This window comes from Candidatus Electronema sp. PJ, from assembly GCF_048287395.1.
GTDB lineage: Bacteria > Desulfobacterota > Desulfobulbia > Desulfobulbales > Desulfobulbaceae > Electronema.
The window spans coordinates 1-13,839 of sequence record NZ_JBLWEO010000057.1; the positions used below are offsets into that span (position 1 = coordinate 1).

Annotated in this window: 10 protein-coding genes and 1 tRNA gene; 2 read left to right on the forward strand and 9 right to left on the reverse strand. The window is 52.7% G+C overall.

The window, feature by feature from the left end; all coding sequences use genetic code 11:
• Positions 1 to 175, reverse strand: a 175-nt coding sequence (locus ACNKIB_RS08870) for a transposase (RefSeq protein ID WP_417910213.1), incomplete at its 3' end; no start/stop codon positions are given.
• A 274-nt stretch (positions 176 to 449) separates the two neighbouring features.
• Positions 450 to 525 (reverse strand) — tRNA-Thr (locus ACNKIB_RS08875).
• Between the two features lie 93 nt (positions 526 to 618).
• Between ACNKIB_RS08875 and ACNKIB_RS08880 the strand changes: the two genes are divergently transcribed.
• Positions 619 to 2,091 carry a hypothetical protein gene (locus tag ACNKIB_RS08880; protein WP_417910186.1) on the forward strand — a complete coding sequence of 491 codons (1,473 nt, stop codon included), beginning with the start codon at positions 619 to 621 and terminating at the stop codon, positions 2,089 to 2,091.
• Between the two features lie 222 nt (positions 2,092 to 2,313).
• Positions 2,314 to 3,297 (forward strand): NAD-dependent epimerase/dehydratase family protein, encoded by a 984-nt coding sequence (locus tag ACNKIB_RS08885; RefSeq protein WP_417910187.1) that lies wholly within the window; start codon positions 2,314 to 2,316, stop codon positions 3,295 to 3,297.
• Positions 3,298 to 3,351: 54 nt separating this feature from the next.
• Here the strand turns inward: ACNKIB_RS08885 and ACNKIB_RS08890 are convergent, their stop codons facing one another.
• The 7 genes from ACNKIB_RS08890 to ACNKIB_RS08920 all read right to left on the reverse strand — a co-directional run bounded on the left by ACNKIB_RS08890 (position 3,352) and on the right by ACNKIB_RS08920 (position 13,791).
• Positions 3,352 to 3,567: a hypothetical protein gene (locus ACNKIB_RS08890; RefSeq protein WP_417910188.1), complete on the reverse strand. Its 216-nt coding sequence runs from the start codon at positions 3,565 to 3,567 to the stop codon at positions 3,352 to 3,354.
• Positions 3,568 to 4,044: 477 nt separating this feature from the next.
• Positions 4,045 to 5,187 carry a GNAT family N-acetyltransferase gene (locus ACNKIB_RS08895; RefSeq protein ID WP_417910189.1) on the reverse strand — a complete coding sequence of 381 codons (1,143 nt, stop codon included), beginning with the start codon at positions 5,185 to 5,187 and terminating at the stop codon, positions 4,045 to 4,047.
• Between the two features lie 27 nt (positions 5,188 to 5,214).
• The gene (uppP, locus tag ACNKIB_RS08900; protein ID WP_417910190.1) at positions 5,215 to 6,027 is read right to left on the reverse strand and encodes an undecaprenyl-diphosphatase UppP; all 813 of its coding nucleotides are present in this window, start codon (positions 6,025 to 6,027) and stop codon (positions 5,215 to 5,217) included.
• A 316-nt stretch (positions 6,028 to 6,343) separates the two neighbouring features.
• The gene (locus ACNKIB_RS08905) at positions 6,344 to 8,083 is read right to left on the reverse strand and encodes a diguanylate cyclase domain-containing protein (protein WP_417910191.1); all 1,740 of its coding nucleotides are present in this window, start codon (positions 8,081 to 8,083) and stop codon (positions 6,344 to 6,346) included.
• Complete coding sequence (locus tag ACNKIB_RS08910; protein ID WP_417910192.1) at positions 8,070 to 8,762, reverse strand: response regulator; 693 nt, start codon at positions 8,760 to 8,762, stop codon at positions 8,070 to 8,072. The genes ACNKIB_RS08905 and ACNKIB_RS08910 overlap by 14 nt, the downstream gene beginning before the upstream one ends.
• 42 nt (positions 8,763 to 8,804) lie before the next feature.
• Positions 8,805 to 9,962: a response regulator gene (locus ACNKIB_RS08915; RefSeq protein WP_417910193.1), complete on the reverse strand. Its 1,158-nt coding sequence runs from the start codon at positions 9,960 to 9,962 to the stop codon at positions 8,805 to 8,807.
• 7 nt (positions 9,963 to 9,969) lie between these two features.
• Complete coding sequence (locus ACNKIB_RS08920; RefSeq protein WP_417910194.1) at positions 9,970 to 13,791, reverse strand: PAS domain S-box protein; 3,822 nt, start codon at positions 13,789 to 13,791, stop codon at positions 9,970 to 9,972.
• Positions 13,792 to 13,839 lie beyond the last annotated feature (48 nt).

Here is a 13,839-nt window from a genome sequence, read left to right on the forward strand (position 1 = left end):
TAAGCCGCCCTGCAAACGCGGCATCCTGATGCTCTCGGTGCTTCGCCACCCAGCCCTTCAAGACTCCAAAGGTGATGCTGAGGCTTCGTTCAACCTCGCGAATACCAACTCCCTCTTCAACAACCATGCGCACGGCTTCTCGCTTGAAATCGGAATCGTACCTGCGATAGTCCATAAACACACCTCCTGTTCCTGTCAGGGTAATTGCTGTGTCCGGTAAAGTGAAGATAGCTCAGGATGATGCAGCACCCGGAAACTTACAGCTGCCAAGGGTTTCAAAGACGGTGAAAGGCCGCCGGGCGGATTTTCAGGCGCAAGAATAATCAGATGGCGCAGGGCATGTCAAGGAATCTTCAGGCGGCGTTTTTTGCTCCATGAACAAAAAAAATGGGGGCTAGAAAAAAGAAAAACGGATCAACACAGACCACGTGTCAATCAATTGAAATTACTGGAGCCGACAGCCGGACTTGAACCGGCGACCTACTGATTACGAATCAGTTGCTCTACCAACTGAGCTATGTCGGCCTGCTTGTTTACTTGCTGTCGAGCTAATCCGACAGGACAGCACAACACTCTGGACTTTATTATGTAGCAGGTTCGTGCTATACTGTCAAGTTTATGAGAACGATTTTTCTGCTGCTGATCGCTCTTTTTCTGCTGGCCTTGGTTGGCTGCCGTGAAGACAGCCCGGCATTGTCTCCCGCCGAAGGAGTGAAGGAAGCTAGCCAGGCTCCGCTGTTGCCTGGCTGCCGGAGCTGTCATGCCGACATCCAATTGGATGTCAGTCATGACTTTGCCTGCACTGAGTGCCATCAAGGAAACAACGAGACCAATGATAAGGAGCTTGCGCATCAGGGTTTAACTGCCCAGCCTGCGGCACCGGAGAATATAGCCGCAGCTTGCGGCAGATGCAGCCGCTGCCATACCGAGCAAGTCGAAGGCTGCGGCCAAGTTGCTACGCATTTCACCTTGGAGAATGAGGTCAATTTGGTGCGTAATCATTTTGGCCTGGAACCGCTCCCAGGTGGAATGAACGCAATCCCTGATCGCAGCGGTCCGCCGCAGAATAAAGAGCAGCTAGTTGATGATCTGCTTCGCCGCCGCTGCCTGCGCTGCCATGTGCAAAGCCCAGGCGACAACTACCCCTCTGTGCAACACGGCAGCGGCTGTGCCGCCTGCCATCTGCGCAAGACTGAGGGGAAGTTGGCAAGCCATATCTTCAAGTTGCCTGTCGAACAACAGTGCTTGAGCTGCCATTACGGCAATCGGGTGGGCAGTGATTTTGTTGGCATGTACGAACACGACTATGGCGCAGACTTTCGCTCGCCCCAAGCCACCACTGCGCTGCATCTCCGCCCCTATGGCATAGAGCAGCACAATCTAGTCCAAGATATCCACCGCCAGCGCGGCCTCACCTGCATCGATTGCCACAGTGGCAAGGAGCTGTTTGGCAAACAACAGAAGATCACCTGCGTAGCGTGCCATGCCCCAGCCGTCGGCAGTGTGCCGCCGTTGAAAAATATCCGCGCTGACAAGGAACAGCTGTTCCTCACCACCAGGCAGGACAGCAAAGAACACCTGATACCCCGACTTCAGCACCCTGCCCATGCCCGTTACGGCGACCGGGTGGACTGCCAAGTTTGTCATGCCCAATGGTCGTTCAATGATCAAACCACCCATCTGCTGCTCAGTTACGCCACAAACACTGAGCCGTGGCAGGCCCTGAAGGTGCAATCCAGCTCAGAAGTGGAAAATTTCCTCACCGGCGAGGCAGACAAGCCGTCAATGACTGACTCCCTTACTGGCCAGAAAAAGCCGGGCATCTGGTATCAAGGCTACAGCCTGCGCCGCTGGGAAAATATCCTTATCCGCCAGGACAAGGACGGTATCCTCAAGGTCTTCCGACCCTTGCTGGACTTGCGGCTCTCGGCAATTGATGCCAACGGCGAAATCATTGCTGGGCTGGACAATATCACCGGCCAAGGCGACGGTTTACTTCCCTATATCCCGCACACCACCGGCCCTGCCGGGTTGTTTTACGAGCAGCGTTTTCTCCCGCTGCTGGATGCGCAGCAGAGCGTCAACCCATAGGCGGTGCTGCTGCTTTGGAGAGCCTAGCGCGACCGCTAGGCCCTGGAATAACACCAGCGGAACTGATCTTGCGGCAAGAAAAAGAAGTTTTGTCGCCAATACTTACCTTGACAGCCAGCTGCTATCAAGGTAAAGAAACTCCTTTCTAGCCGCAGAAAGGAATCCCTCTACTGCGGGGAGATCCCTTTTCTGCAACTTTACCTGCTTGATGGATAAAAAATTATGAAAGTGCTTGTGACAGGCGGTACCGGCTTCACCGGTAAGGCCTTGGTCAAACGGCTGGTCGATGAGGGCCACGAAGTAGTCAGTCTAGATTATCAGGAAGGCCTTAAGACTGAGGAAATCCGCTCCTGGGGGGTAAAAGTAGTGATTGGCAGCGTGACTGACCGCGAGGCAGTGAACCGCTGCATGGAGGGCGTGGAGGTGGTGCAGCATTTGGCTGCGGCTTTCCGCGAGATGGACGTGCCGAACAGCCACTACGACGAGGTAAATGTCGGTGGCACCAAGATTGTCCTGGCTGCGGCCTTTGCCCATAAGATAAAAAAGTTTGTTTACTGCTCCACCTGCGGCGTACACGGCAATGTCGAGCATCCACCTGCGGATGAGAACGCGCCTATTCAGCCTGCGGATTATTATCAGAAGACCAAATACGAGGCCGAGCCGCTTGTCAACGACTATGGCACGCATGGCATGGACACCGTCATCCTTCGCCCGACAGCTATCTACGGTCCTGGCGATCCAGGCCGCTTCCGCATCATCTTTCAAAAGGTGAGCAAAGGCACGTTCCCCATGTTTGGCGATGGTAAAACCTTCTATCATCCGCTTTACATCGACAACCTGCTTGATGCCTTAGTGTTGGCGATGGAGCCGAACAAAGGGCGCGGGCAGGCCTATCTGATTGGCGATGAAGACTACGTATCTATCGAGACGCTAGTGCGGAAGACGGCCCAGGCACTTGGCGTAGAGGTAAAAGTTCCCCATTATCCGGTCTTGCCGCTGGTTATTGCCGGGCATATCTGCGAAACCATCTGCAAGCCGTTCAAGATCGTGCCGCCGATTTTCCCCCGTCGGGTCGATTGGTATCGGCAAAACCGGGCTTTCAACATCAACAAGGCCAAGCGCGAGCTGGGCTATCAGCCCAAAATCGGCCTGGACGAGGGTTTGAAGCGTACCGGCGACTGGTACAAGCAGGAAGGGTATATTTAGGAGGGAAAAAACCGGCCTGTTTGTTTGCACAGGCCGGAAAAGCTGCGGAGAATTTCAGAATGCCGCATAGGAGTACAGCGCATTGGCAGCGGACTGTTGGGCGCATGAGCTGACGAAATAATCCATGCCCATTTTCATGCAGCTTTCCATCAAGCCGGGATGCCCGGCGCAGATGGAGCAGTAAGAGGTTATACAGGCTGGAACGTGCATGGACATCTCGCAGCTTATGCCGCGCTGCCAGGAGTCATTGAGGATATTCTGAACATACATCTCAATGTCCTGTCGGTTGTCGCATCCACAATGCTCAAATGTTCCTTGAACTGCTGGCTGCCAGAATAAAAACGGCTGCTGTCGTCATTAAAAAGAGTTCCTTTGCCGAAAAAGTTCCGATAGCCTTCATTTGCTCATCTCCTTGCGGGCCAGAGTCCGCTTTTTTCTACCTCATGCCATCTTCATCTGTTGCTCGATGAAGATTTTTCCTCTTTATATACTTAATATAAACTGCCGGGCATGAACAGAAGATGAAAATCAAAGAGTTTTTCAGGTGTGTTTTCTTTCCGCAGAATTGATATAGAACTCAGGGCGTTCGGCAGCCGATTGAAATGCGCGGCTGAGGTGACTCAACTCAGTTCAGCCCGCTGTTTGAGCTATCCAAGCGAATTGCAAAGAAGTTTTGCTCGGTCAAACTCCTGGGCAGCCAAGCCAAACTCGAGCCTGTTCTACCCATACAGAATTCCTTGCCTTGTCTCAAGCACTCTCCTTAGTACCTCTTCGTAAATATTTCTTGGCAATTTCTTTGAGCCTGAATTTGCCATCAGTAAGCCCATAATACAGAGCACCTTGAAAAGAATTATTTGCTAAAAGGAGCGTCTGGGTTCTTTTTATGGTCTTGGTCCATCTTGATTTATAGTCTTCGCCTCCTCGCAAATAATGAAATTCACTTAAGCCTCTTTCTATGCTATCTCTAATGGCATAGCCCAATAAAACCGTACCCAGGCCCCGCTTATGCCATTCTGGATTAAAACCAGTTTGGTAAAAGAATAATTTATTTTTATATTCAAAGGTATAAAGACAGGCAACCGCTTCTTTCTCGTCATTGAAGAAGTAAAATTTTACCCTTTGTTTCGGTAAAAAATTTGTAGCTATATCATAATGAAAATCCCTCATCTTACTCCCGCTGAAACAGCTTGAAGCTGTTTCTCCTCGTTTCGCTTTAAATCGGCTATTATGCAGTTTTAATAGTTTGTCTATATTTTCTTTGACCTGCCCTTCCTCCCTATCAATCAAAAATTCTAATTGATATTTCTTTTCCAGCTGATTAGTGCGCCACCTCAAAACTGTTCGCATCTTTGAGCTGAGTGATTTCAAGAATACTTCATAATCATTTGGCAGTTTGATGTATGGACACGCCTGCGCTTTGCATTCAAACAACTTATAGTTGCTACCAATGTTCTGCTTCAACAGAGAAATCGTACTAGAATTTTCTTCTATATCTCCGAGTTCAACAACATCCCACTTCTGGGAATTATCAAATAAATATTTGCAAATACATTGCATGGCTTCTGTTTCTCGTCCAGGAGTAAGGATACAGTCTAAAAAATCAGAAGCAACTGCATCTGTACCGAGAAACTTTATTTTCTTAACCGGAAAAAGATAAAACAATCTTACCTTCTCAAGACAAAAAGGGGCTATTCCTAGCAACTGATCGCTGGTTTCATCCTTAAGCAATAAGATGAACAGCTCCTTGCCTTCAGCAAAATGGAGCCACCAGTAATACAACCACTCCCAAGTCAAGAAAACACTGCTGCTCTCCGACTTGTCTAGGAGATCATCCCACGGCTCTTTTAATTCTTTAAAGATATTTACATCCTGAACAACTTCTATCTTCATTTTTGCCCCCTTAGGCAGATAGCCAAGTTACATCCACAAAATAACGGCCAGCCCAAGCAGGACGCAGTAGCCGGTGAACAGGTGCAGAGAGTGCTTGCTCAGGTAGGCAATCAGCCAACGAATGGCGATATAGCCGGAAATCATGGCGGTCAGGAAGCCGACCAGCAAGGGTAGGAGGAAATCAGACGCGGCAGGCAACGCCAACAAGTCTTTAACCGCCAAAACCCCGGCTCCAACCATGACGGGCACGGACATGAGGAAGGAAAAACGGGCAGCAGCGGGCCGGTCGAAATGTCTAGTCATGCCGCCAGCCAACGTTGCCCCAGAGCGAGACAGCCCAGGCAACAGGGCAATCACCTGAAAGAAGCCAATCCAGAGGCTGTCTTGCCAAGTTATCTCTTGCAGGCTGCGGCAACGCTTGCCTGCTTTCTCCGCAATGATCAGCAGCAGGGCGGTGCCAAGGAGAAAGACCCCGGTCATTTTTGGACTGGCAAAAGCCTGCTCTACCACGTCTTTGCCAAGTAGCCCGAACACGGCGGCAGGAATGGTGGCCAGAATTAAATACCAGCCCATTCGGGCATCTGCCTCGGCAAACGGCTGTCGTTGGAAAAGACCGAGGAAAAAGGCGCGGGCAATGGCAATCAAGTCCTGGCGATAATAGACCAAAACCGCTACTAAGGTGCCCATCTGCACGAGAACATCGAAAATAAAGCCTTGCTCATGCGGAAACTTCCAGCCAAGCAGGTGCGGTACCAAGACTAAATGGCCGGAACTGGATACTGGGATGAATTCGGTCAGTCCTTGGACTAAGCCAAGGACAGCTGCTTGCAATAAGGTCATGGTTTCTTTGACAGAGAGCTTGAGATCGTCAGGTTAATCAATACAGAGGTGCTTGGCCTGGTTTTTGGCGCAAAAAGAAACGAGTCTGCCTCGTTTGCCAAGGAGTTTGGCTTGGCCACAAAGGAGTTGTAGTCGGCAACAAAGGAGTTCGGCCAGACTCCTTTTTTGCCGACTTCAACTCCTTTCCAAGTCGGTAAAACTCCTTTCTGGCCGAGCCAAACTCCTTGGGAAGCGAGCAAAAAAGGAAGAGAAACAGGCGTTACACCGTTGCGCAGGAGAGCGTGAGCAGCTGAATTTACCTCGTGTTGAACAGGCTTTAAGCAAATTTGTCCGCAGCGAGGCAGCAGCGGCCTTTGCCGAGCCGCTTGGCCAGATACATGGCACTGTCAGCGCAATCAAGCAGGGTTTCTGCGTCTGTGCCGTGTTCGGGATAGACGGCAATGCCGATGCTGGTGCGTAAACCTTGGCCATCAGGGAGGCAATCGAGTTCGCCCAGGGCAAGCAGGATCCGCTCGGCAATGGTTGCGGCCTGGCCAACGGAAACAATGTCCTCCAAAATGGCGCAAAACTCATCGCCACCGAGTCGGGCGGCAGTGTCTTCGAGACGCAGGTTGACCTTTATTTTTTCTGCGACCAGCTGGAGAAAATGATCTCCGGCCAAATGGCCAAGGTTGTCGTTGACCAGCTTGAAATTGTCCAAATCCAGATACAGCAGGGCCACTTGACTCTTTTTGCGCCGGGCACGGGCGAGTGCCCCGCGCAAGCGTTCGTCAAACATAGCCCGATTGGGCAGATTGGTCAGCGGGTCGTGCATGGCCTGGTAGCGCAGGATTTCTTCTGCTTTCTTCCGCTCGCTGATATCGGCAAACAGGGCAACATGATTGACGATCTTGCCGTCTTTACTGCGAATCACGGAGAGTGAGAGCCAGACCGGATAGATTTCACCATTGCGCCGACGGTTCCAAATTTCGCCCTGCCAGCGGCCTGTGCGCAATAATTCGTCCCACATCTGCTGGTAGAAGTCTTGATCGTGGCGGTCAGACTGTTGGAACGAGGGCTGCTGGCCAATAACTTCCTTGCTCTGCCAGCCAGTAATGGCGGTAAAGGCTGGATTGACCATGATGATCAGGTTATCCGCGTCCGTGATCAGCATTCCCTCGGAGCTGGTCTCAAAAACCGTGTGGGCAAGCTGAAGCCGGTACTCGGCCTCTTTTTGGCCCGTCAAATCACTGATCACGCAGACAAAGCCATTGCATTGGCCCTCGCTGTCTCGCTGTGGACTGAGCCAGTGGCCGCCAGGAAAGCAGGAGCCATCCTTGCGCCGAAACTGCTTGTCTGCGTAATGCTGATCCAGTTCGCCGCTGCGTAAGCGGGCAACCATTTCTTGGGTCGGCGGGATAAAATCTGGGTGGAGGATATCCCAAAGCCGCATCTGCCTGAACTCTTCTGGGCTGTAGCCGAAAATCTGGGCATACATGCCATTGACTTTCTGGTAGTTGCAATCGAGGTCCATCACGCCGATGCAGACTCCAGCGTTGTTCAACACGGCCTCAGCCCGGGCCTCACTGGAGAGCAGGGCCGCATGGGTGCGTTCAAGGTCGTGGATCTTCTCGTTGAGCTGGTGGTTGCGGTTGGCTAGCTCGAGCTGGGTCTTCCGCAGTTTGATGTGGGTGGAGACTCTGGCGATTAACTCGGATGGCTCATAGGGCTTGCTGAGAAAATCCAAGCCGCCTGCCTTGAAACCCCGGATGCGGTTGGCCACATCGCGCATGGCCGTGAGGAAAAGCACCGGGATGTCGGCGAGCTGCGGGTTACTTTTGAGCTGAGCGCAGACCTCAAAGCCGTCCAGTTCTGGCATACTGATGTCCAGCAGGATGACATCCGGTGGCCTGCGCCGACATTGCTCCAACACCTTGGTTGGATTGGTCAGAGCCAAAGAACGATAGCCGTGGCCTCGGAGAATAGCCTCTAAGAGGCGAAGATCACTGTGTCGGTCATCGACAATCAGGATGTAAGAGGAAAAGGCCTCTTCTGGGCCTTGCTCAGGAATTGCCAATGGTCTCATCCTTACGAGTCATGGCCTCCATAATAAGGCCCATGAGACTTGATTGAATGCGCTTTTTTACTTTCTTATTGACCGGAATGTCGGTGAAGCGAATGCTTGCCCCTTCTACAGCGATCAGGGCATAGGCTGCATCTTCACCGGTCAGCCCCTGAAAGGCGGCATCAAAGACCTCGCCGTTCTCAATGTAGAAAAAGCCCTTGTCTTGATTAGGGGCCGTGATCTCCAGCAGGCAAGTCTTCTGTTCTAAGGCGATCATCTGGAGAAAATTGGCCACAGAAATGCCCTTGAGCATCCCGTCAGCCGCTTTGGGCTTGGTTAAGGCGGTCTGAATCGCCTCAACCAGCTTGTTGATCGTGAAGGGCTTCTTCAACAGCAACTGGCCAGTCTGGGCAAACTGCTTCTCAATGTCTGGCGTGGAGTGGGCCGTCATGATCACGCAGGGCGTTTTCGGAAAAGCGTCGTTGAGATAGGCCAAAAGCGTCAGGCCGTCGATTTTCGGCATTTGCAGGTCGGTGATAATTAAATCAACCGGCTTGCGATTGAGCACGCCAATGGCCTCTTCGCCGTTGTTGGAAAGAATGATCTCAAAATCCTGCTGGTATTTCTTGAGACTGATCCCCAGTAGTCGCTGAAAACCGAGGTCATCGTCCACTATAAGCACATTTTTCATGTTTCAAGCTGCCGAAAGAGTTAGTCAAAAAAAAGGCGCGGTTCAGTCGTCCTTGCCCCGCTGCTCAAAATCGAGCAGCGAGCAGACCATCTGATCCAGCTGCTCTGCTGCTTTGATCACAGGACGGCCTATCGTCTCAAATTCTTTATTGTTGCGCAACATACTGCCAATAGCATCGATCCCAAAGAGAATGGTCGCGAGGTTTTCTTTGATGGCCTGCCGGTTCCGGTCAATGAAATTGTTAATGGCTGACTCAGCAGCCTGGCAGAGCTGGGTCGGCAGTTCCCGATCTTCCAGCAGGATATGGGCTGCGCCTTCTGGCTCGCCGTCTTCGTCAAAAAGGGGCAGATGAATACATCTTGGCAGCTGTTTAGCTGCACCAGGTAGGCAGTCGTCGCAAGCTGTACCGCTGTGGCTGAGGATTTCCGAGCTGCTCATGCCCACCATTTTCGCGAGCGGTAGGCCGCACATCTCAACCGCAGCCTGGTTGGCCCAGGATATCCGATGACTCATGTCCTCAACCAAGATTTTTTCCGGCAAACTGTCGAGGATAGCGGTCAGACCGCTGTTCTCTCGCCGTAGCCGCTCCTGCTCGCTTTCTACCTCCATGCTGTTCTGCTGGAGGGACTGGATCATACTCTCAGCCTGCTTCTTCTGCTGATCAAGCAGCTGCCTGATCCTGAGCTGCACCATGATGCGGGCGTTCAGAATCTGGAGATTGATCGGCTTGCTGATGTAATCAACCGCGCCAAGGCTGAAGCCACGGCACTCATCGTCCTCGCGGTCGCGGGCACTGACAAAGATAACCGCTATTTTGCGGGTGACAGGATTTTCCTTGAGCCGCTTACAGACTTCATAGCCGTCCATGCCCGGCATATTGAGATCGAGCAGAATCAGATCTGGCTGCCGCTCTGCTGCTAAGTCCAGGCCGTGGATACCGGTGGAGGCAATAGAGACCGTGTATTCTTTCTCCAGCGTCTTCTTCATCAGCTGAAGATGAAACACGTCATCATCAATGAAGAGCAGATGATAATGCAGGGTGTTGATGGTTTGTGCAGGGCATTTATGCGGAATGATAGTCTCCTTGGACATGACATTACCGCAGAACTGGCAGACAATAGGCTGGCTGCCGATGTTCTCCAACAGCTCGTCTTTGACGTTATTGCGGCCCCCGCACTCCTCACAGAAGATCACTTTCATATCCGTTTCAGCTCCCGGCTTGGCTTAGACGGAGTACTAATAGAGGCTGCAGTCCTGCTTCCAGTCGGTCAAGCAGCCCGCTGTAGTCCGCCTCTTCGCCGCTCTTGCCCTTCAGCTCAATCTGGCGGGCCAAATCGGCCTCCTCCTTGAGGCCGATGCCAAGCAGTACGCCCTTGGCTTTGTGGCCTGTAGCAGAGAGTGTATCCAGATCACCTGCGGCCAAAGCCTCCTTAGCCTGGGCTAGGGTCTCGCTGATTGAGCTGGCAGAAATCTGCATCATCTGCTCCACTTGTTCTGGGTCCAGACTGTATATATTTTTGAGATGTTCGGCAACCTCAGCCAACAGCCCGCCCAGCTTTTTTTCTTCCGTGTCTGCCATTGCAGTCTCCTCAGCTTGTGATTGTTCTGTCATGCAACTACAGCTCTCTGCTGACAGCTGCCGTTGCTGTTTTCGCAAGCAGCACCGCCGGAAAGCCCGGTAAATATCCTCGGTGCTGAAGGGCTTGACCGCATAGGCATCCATGCCGGTCTGGAGGCAGCGCTGCTCGTCCACCTTGAAATTATTCGCGGTCAGGGCCACTATCGGCAAATGCCCGCCTTTGAGCTGGCTGCGCAGCGCGGCGCAGAACTCATCTGGCATTTCCGGTGTGTTCAGGCAGCAGCTCTCCTTCTCCTGCTCGCAGGCTCGAATGATTTTTGTGACCGTCAGGCCGTCCATGACCGGCATCTGCACGTCCATGAGCACTGCGTCAAAATCCTGTTTCAGCAACAGCCTGAGAGCCTCCTTGCCGTTGCAGGCCTCAGCGATTTCGTGGTTATCCCGCTGAAGCATGGCCTTGGCAAGAAAACGGTTAGACTCATTATCATCGACCACCAGAATCCGCAGTTTTTCAGGGGTGCTCACCAAGCCATTCAGTTTTATTTCCTCCTCCTGCGATATCTCCTTGAACCAGACTGTGAAGGTAAAGGTGCTGCCCTGATGCAGCTCGCTCTGTGCACTGATCCTGCCACCCATCAGCTCGCAGAGCTGGCTACAAATGGTTAACCCCAGGCCGATGCCAGAGAAATCTCTGCGCAAGCTGGTGTCGGCTTGGACAAATCGTTCAAAGATGTCGTTCAGCTTATCCGGGGGGATGCCAATGCCCTGATCATGAACCTGGAACACCAGCAGGAACTGCCCCTCCCTGCGTTCCTCCACTGCAACCCGGACGGAGATGCCTCCTTTTTCGCTGAATTTTATGCTGTTCTTAAGCAGATTAACAAGAATCTGCCGCAAACGCAACGCATCTCCTTCGACAAAGCGCGGAACCTCTGGCGCGATATCCCAGCTCAGGCTCAGACGTTTCTCCTCTGCCGGGTAGCGGACAGTCTGGACTGCCTCGCTCACTGTCCGCTCCAGATCAAAGGGCGCAGGCTCAAGCTGCAGCTTGCCAGACTCGATCCGGGAAAAATCGAGGATGTCATTCAGCAAACCCATTAGCCAGTCTGCTGCGTTCTTCACCCTGCTGATATATCCCTGCTGACGCTCGTTCAGGCCACTTTCCAAGGCCAGCAGGCTCATGCCGATGATAGCGTTCATCGGTGTGCGGATTTCGTGGCTGATGTTGGCTAAGAAATCATTCTTGGCCTGATTGGCCTGTTCAGCCCGCTCTTTGGCGAGTTGCAGCTGCCGCTCTTCCTCCTTCTGGCGACTGATGTCCTTGGTCAGCCAGACCGCGCCCTGATCGGGCATCCCTGGATCAATTATCTTGCCAGTCAGCGAGCACCAGAACAAGCTGCCATCCTTACGCCGCATGAGCTGATCAGCATGGAAGACCTGATCTTGGCCAAACGCCTCTTCGGCCTGACGAACGGTGTTCTGATGCGCCTCTTCATTTTCAAAAATTAACGAGGCAGGCAGTTCAGCGACTTCCTCCCAGCTTGTGTAACCAAACATCTCTGCTGCTGCCCGGCTGGCCCAGGCAAAGCGGTGCTCTACCACATGGGCAATACCGATGGCCGCGTGCTCCACCATCAGCTCTAGTTTAGCCAGCTGGGCCTTGAACTTCCTCTCCAACTCCAGCCGCTGGGTAATGTCATTCTTGATCGCAAGATAATAGGCGATCCGGCCTTTGTCATCATATAACGGACAGACTGTCTGGCCTTCCCAGTAGGTGCTGCCGTCCTTTTTCCAGCCCCGGAGCACCCCTTTCCAGGTACCTCCGTTACTGATCTGCCGCCAGATTTCTCGCCCAGCTGCGGTATAGGTTTCCTCGCCAGTAAGGATGCCAGGATCAGTGCCGCAGACTTCCTCCTGGCTCCAGCCGGTTAGCTCGACGAAAGCTGAATTGACATAGACAATTCTGGCCTGTTTGTCTGTGATGACAATCGCGCTGGTACTTTGCTCTACAGCCTGAGAGAAGAGGAAAAGCTGTTCCTGCTCCTTTTTGCGCTCGGAAATGTCGGCGAAAAAGGAGAAACAGATTTGCTTGCCGCTGCCTGGAACCACGATGCAGGAGGAGTTGATTAGGACATCAGCAGCCTGCCCACCACGCAGCCGCAGCCTGCCCTCGTAAGAGATGTCTGAAAGTCGTTGCTCCTCTGCTCTGTCGTCCTCCTCCTGCGGGATGAGAAATTCCTCTGGGCAGTGGCCGATAATCTCGCCTGCATCCAGCCCCAGCAGGCGACAGAGGCTCTGATTAACCTCCAGAATGACCCCGGAGGAGAAGTCATTCAGCCAGAAGCCCTGCGGATTGCGGTTGATGATAGTCTCGTATTTCTCTTTTTCGACAATTCGTTGCTCGGCCTCTCTCTTCAGGGTTTCAGCAGCCAGCAGCACCTGCCGGTGTCGCCGGTTGACCATCCAGAGCAGGCCGAGCATAACGCAGAGCATTCCAGCCAGCATCAACAAATAGCCAGAGTAGTCTGACGAGGCCGGATGATAATTGCGGTGAAACCAGGTCCGGTTGATGACATGAATGAGAAACAGGCTTCTGTTGACAATGGGCTGCAGGAAAAGATAGTATTCGGTTCCAGCGGTGTTTTTAAGCTGGAGAAAGCCGTTAGTGATCAGTGCTTCCTTGTTGTAGCCGGGAAAATTCAGCGACTGAATGGCTGACTGGGGCGGCAAATTTTCCGGCAGAAAACCCGTTGGGATTGGCTGGAGCGAAACTAAGGTGCTCTCTGTGGTGTTGAGCAGAATGTTGCTGTCTGTGCTGAGGCCAATGCGGACATCTGAGGGTTCTGGTGCCCCGTCAGTGAATGGGGCGGTGAAGGAATGGAGATGAAAGAAATTTGGCCTGATCTCCAGCACAGCCACGCCGATTCGCAGATTGCCGTTCTTGATCGCCTGGGCGTAATACAGGCCTGTGCGGCCTGAAGCCACGGTCATCATGGCGTAGAGACCGCTGCCAGTCTTGAGGGTATTGCGGACGTAGTCAATCTCTCGGTAGTTTTTGCCTACTCGCTCCTTGCGGCTGGAATACAGACAGGAGCCGTCCAGGCTGACTAAAAAGACTGAGGAGACATTCTCGATGGCAGCAATGGCCTCTAAATTCCGCTCGACCATACTGACAGCTATATCCGTTGCCTCCTCGCCATTGAGGTGCCTGTCCAGGGAATTAATGACAACGGGATTTTTAGCCAACAGATTGGAGATGCTGACGAGCTGGTAGTAGGTCTGGCGGAGTGCCTCGCTCTCTTGCGCAAGAGAATATCTGTAAATTTTCACATCTTGCGCAAGGTGCTGTCGGTGATTGTAAACGACAAACAGCCCCCCTAGGAGGACCAGTCCGACCAGACCTGCCGCCATCACGACGTAGCCAATAAATAGTGTACGGTTTTTTTTCATGCTGGCGTATGGCCCGGCAGGTGCGTTCCCTGCTTCAATGACCGGAAC

What these genes read in the sequence shown, in the direction of transcription:
- uppP (WP_417910190.1), bottom strand. Translation starts at nt 6,027, where the DNA reads ATGACCTTATTGCAAGCAGCTGTCCTTGGCTTAGTCCAAGGACTGACC.
- ACNKIB_RS08895 (WP_417910189.1), bottom strand. Translation starts at nt 5,187, where the DNA reads ATGAAGATAGAAGTTGTTCAGGATGTAAATATCTTTAAAGAATTAAAA.
- ACNKIB_RS08890 (WP_417910188.1), bottom strand. Translation starts at nt 3,567, where the DNA reads ATGTATGTTCAGAATATCCTCAATGACTCCTGGCAGCGCGGCATAAGC.
- ACNKIB_RS08885 (WP_417910187.1), top strand. Translation starts at nt 2,314, where the DNA reads ATGAAAGTGCTTGTGACAGGCGGTACCGGCTTCACCGGTAAGGCCTTG.
- ACNKIB_RS08880 (WP_417910186.1), top strand. Translation starts at nt 619, where the DNA reads ATGAGAACGATTTTTCTGCTGCTGATCGCTCTTTTTCTGCTGGCCTTG.
- ACNKIB_RS08920 (WP_417910194.1), bottom strand. Translation starts at nt 13,791, where the DNA reads ATGAAAAAAAACCGTACACTATTTATTGGCTACGTCGTGATGGCGGCA.
- ACNKIB_RS08910 (WP_417910192.1), bottom strand. Translation starts at nt 8,762, where the DNA reads ATGAAAAATGTGCTTATAGTGGACGATGACCTCGGTTTTCAGCGACTA.
- ACNKIB_RS08915 (WP_417910193.1), bottom strand. Translation starts at nt 9,962, where the DNA reads ATGAAAGTGATCTTCTGTGAGGAGTGCGGGGGCCGCAATAACGTCAAA.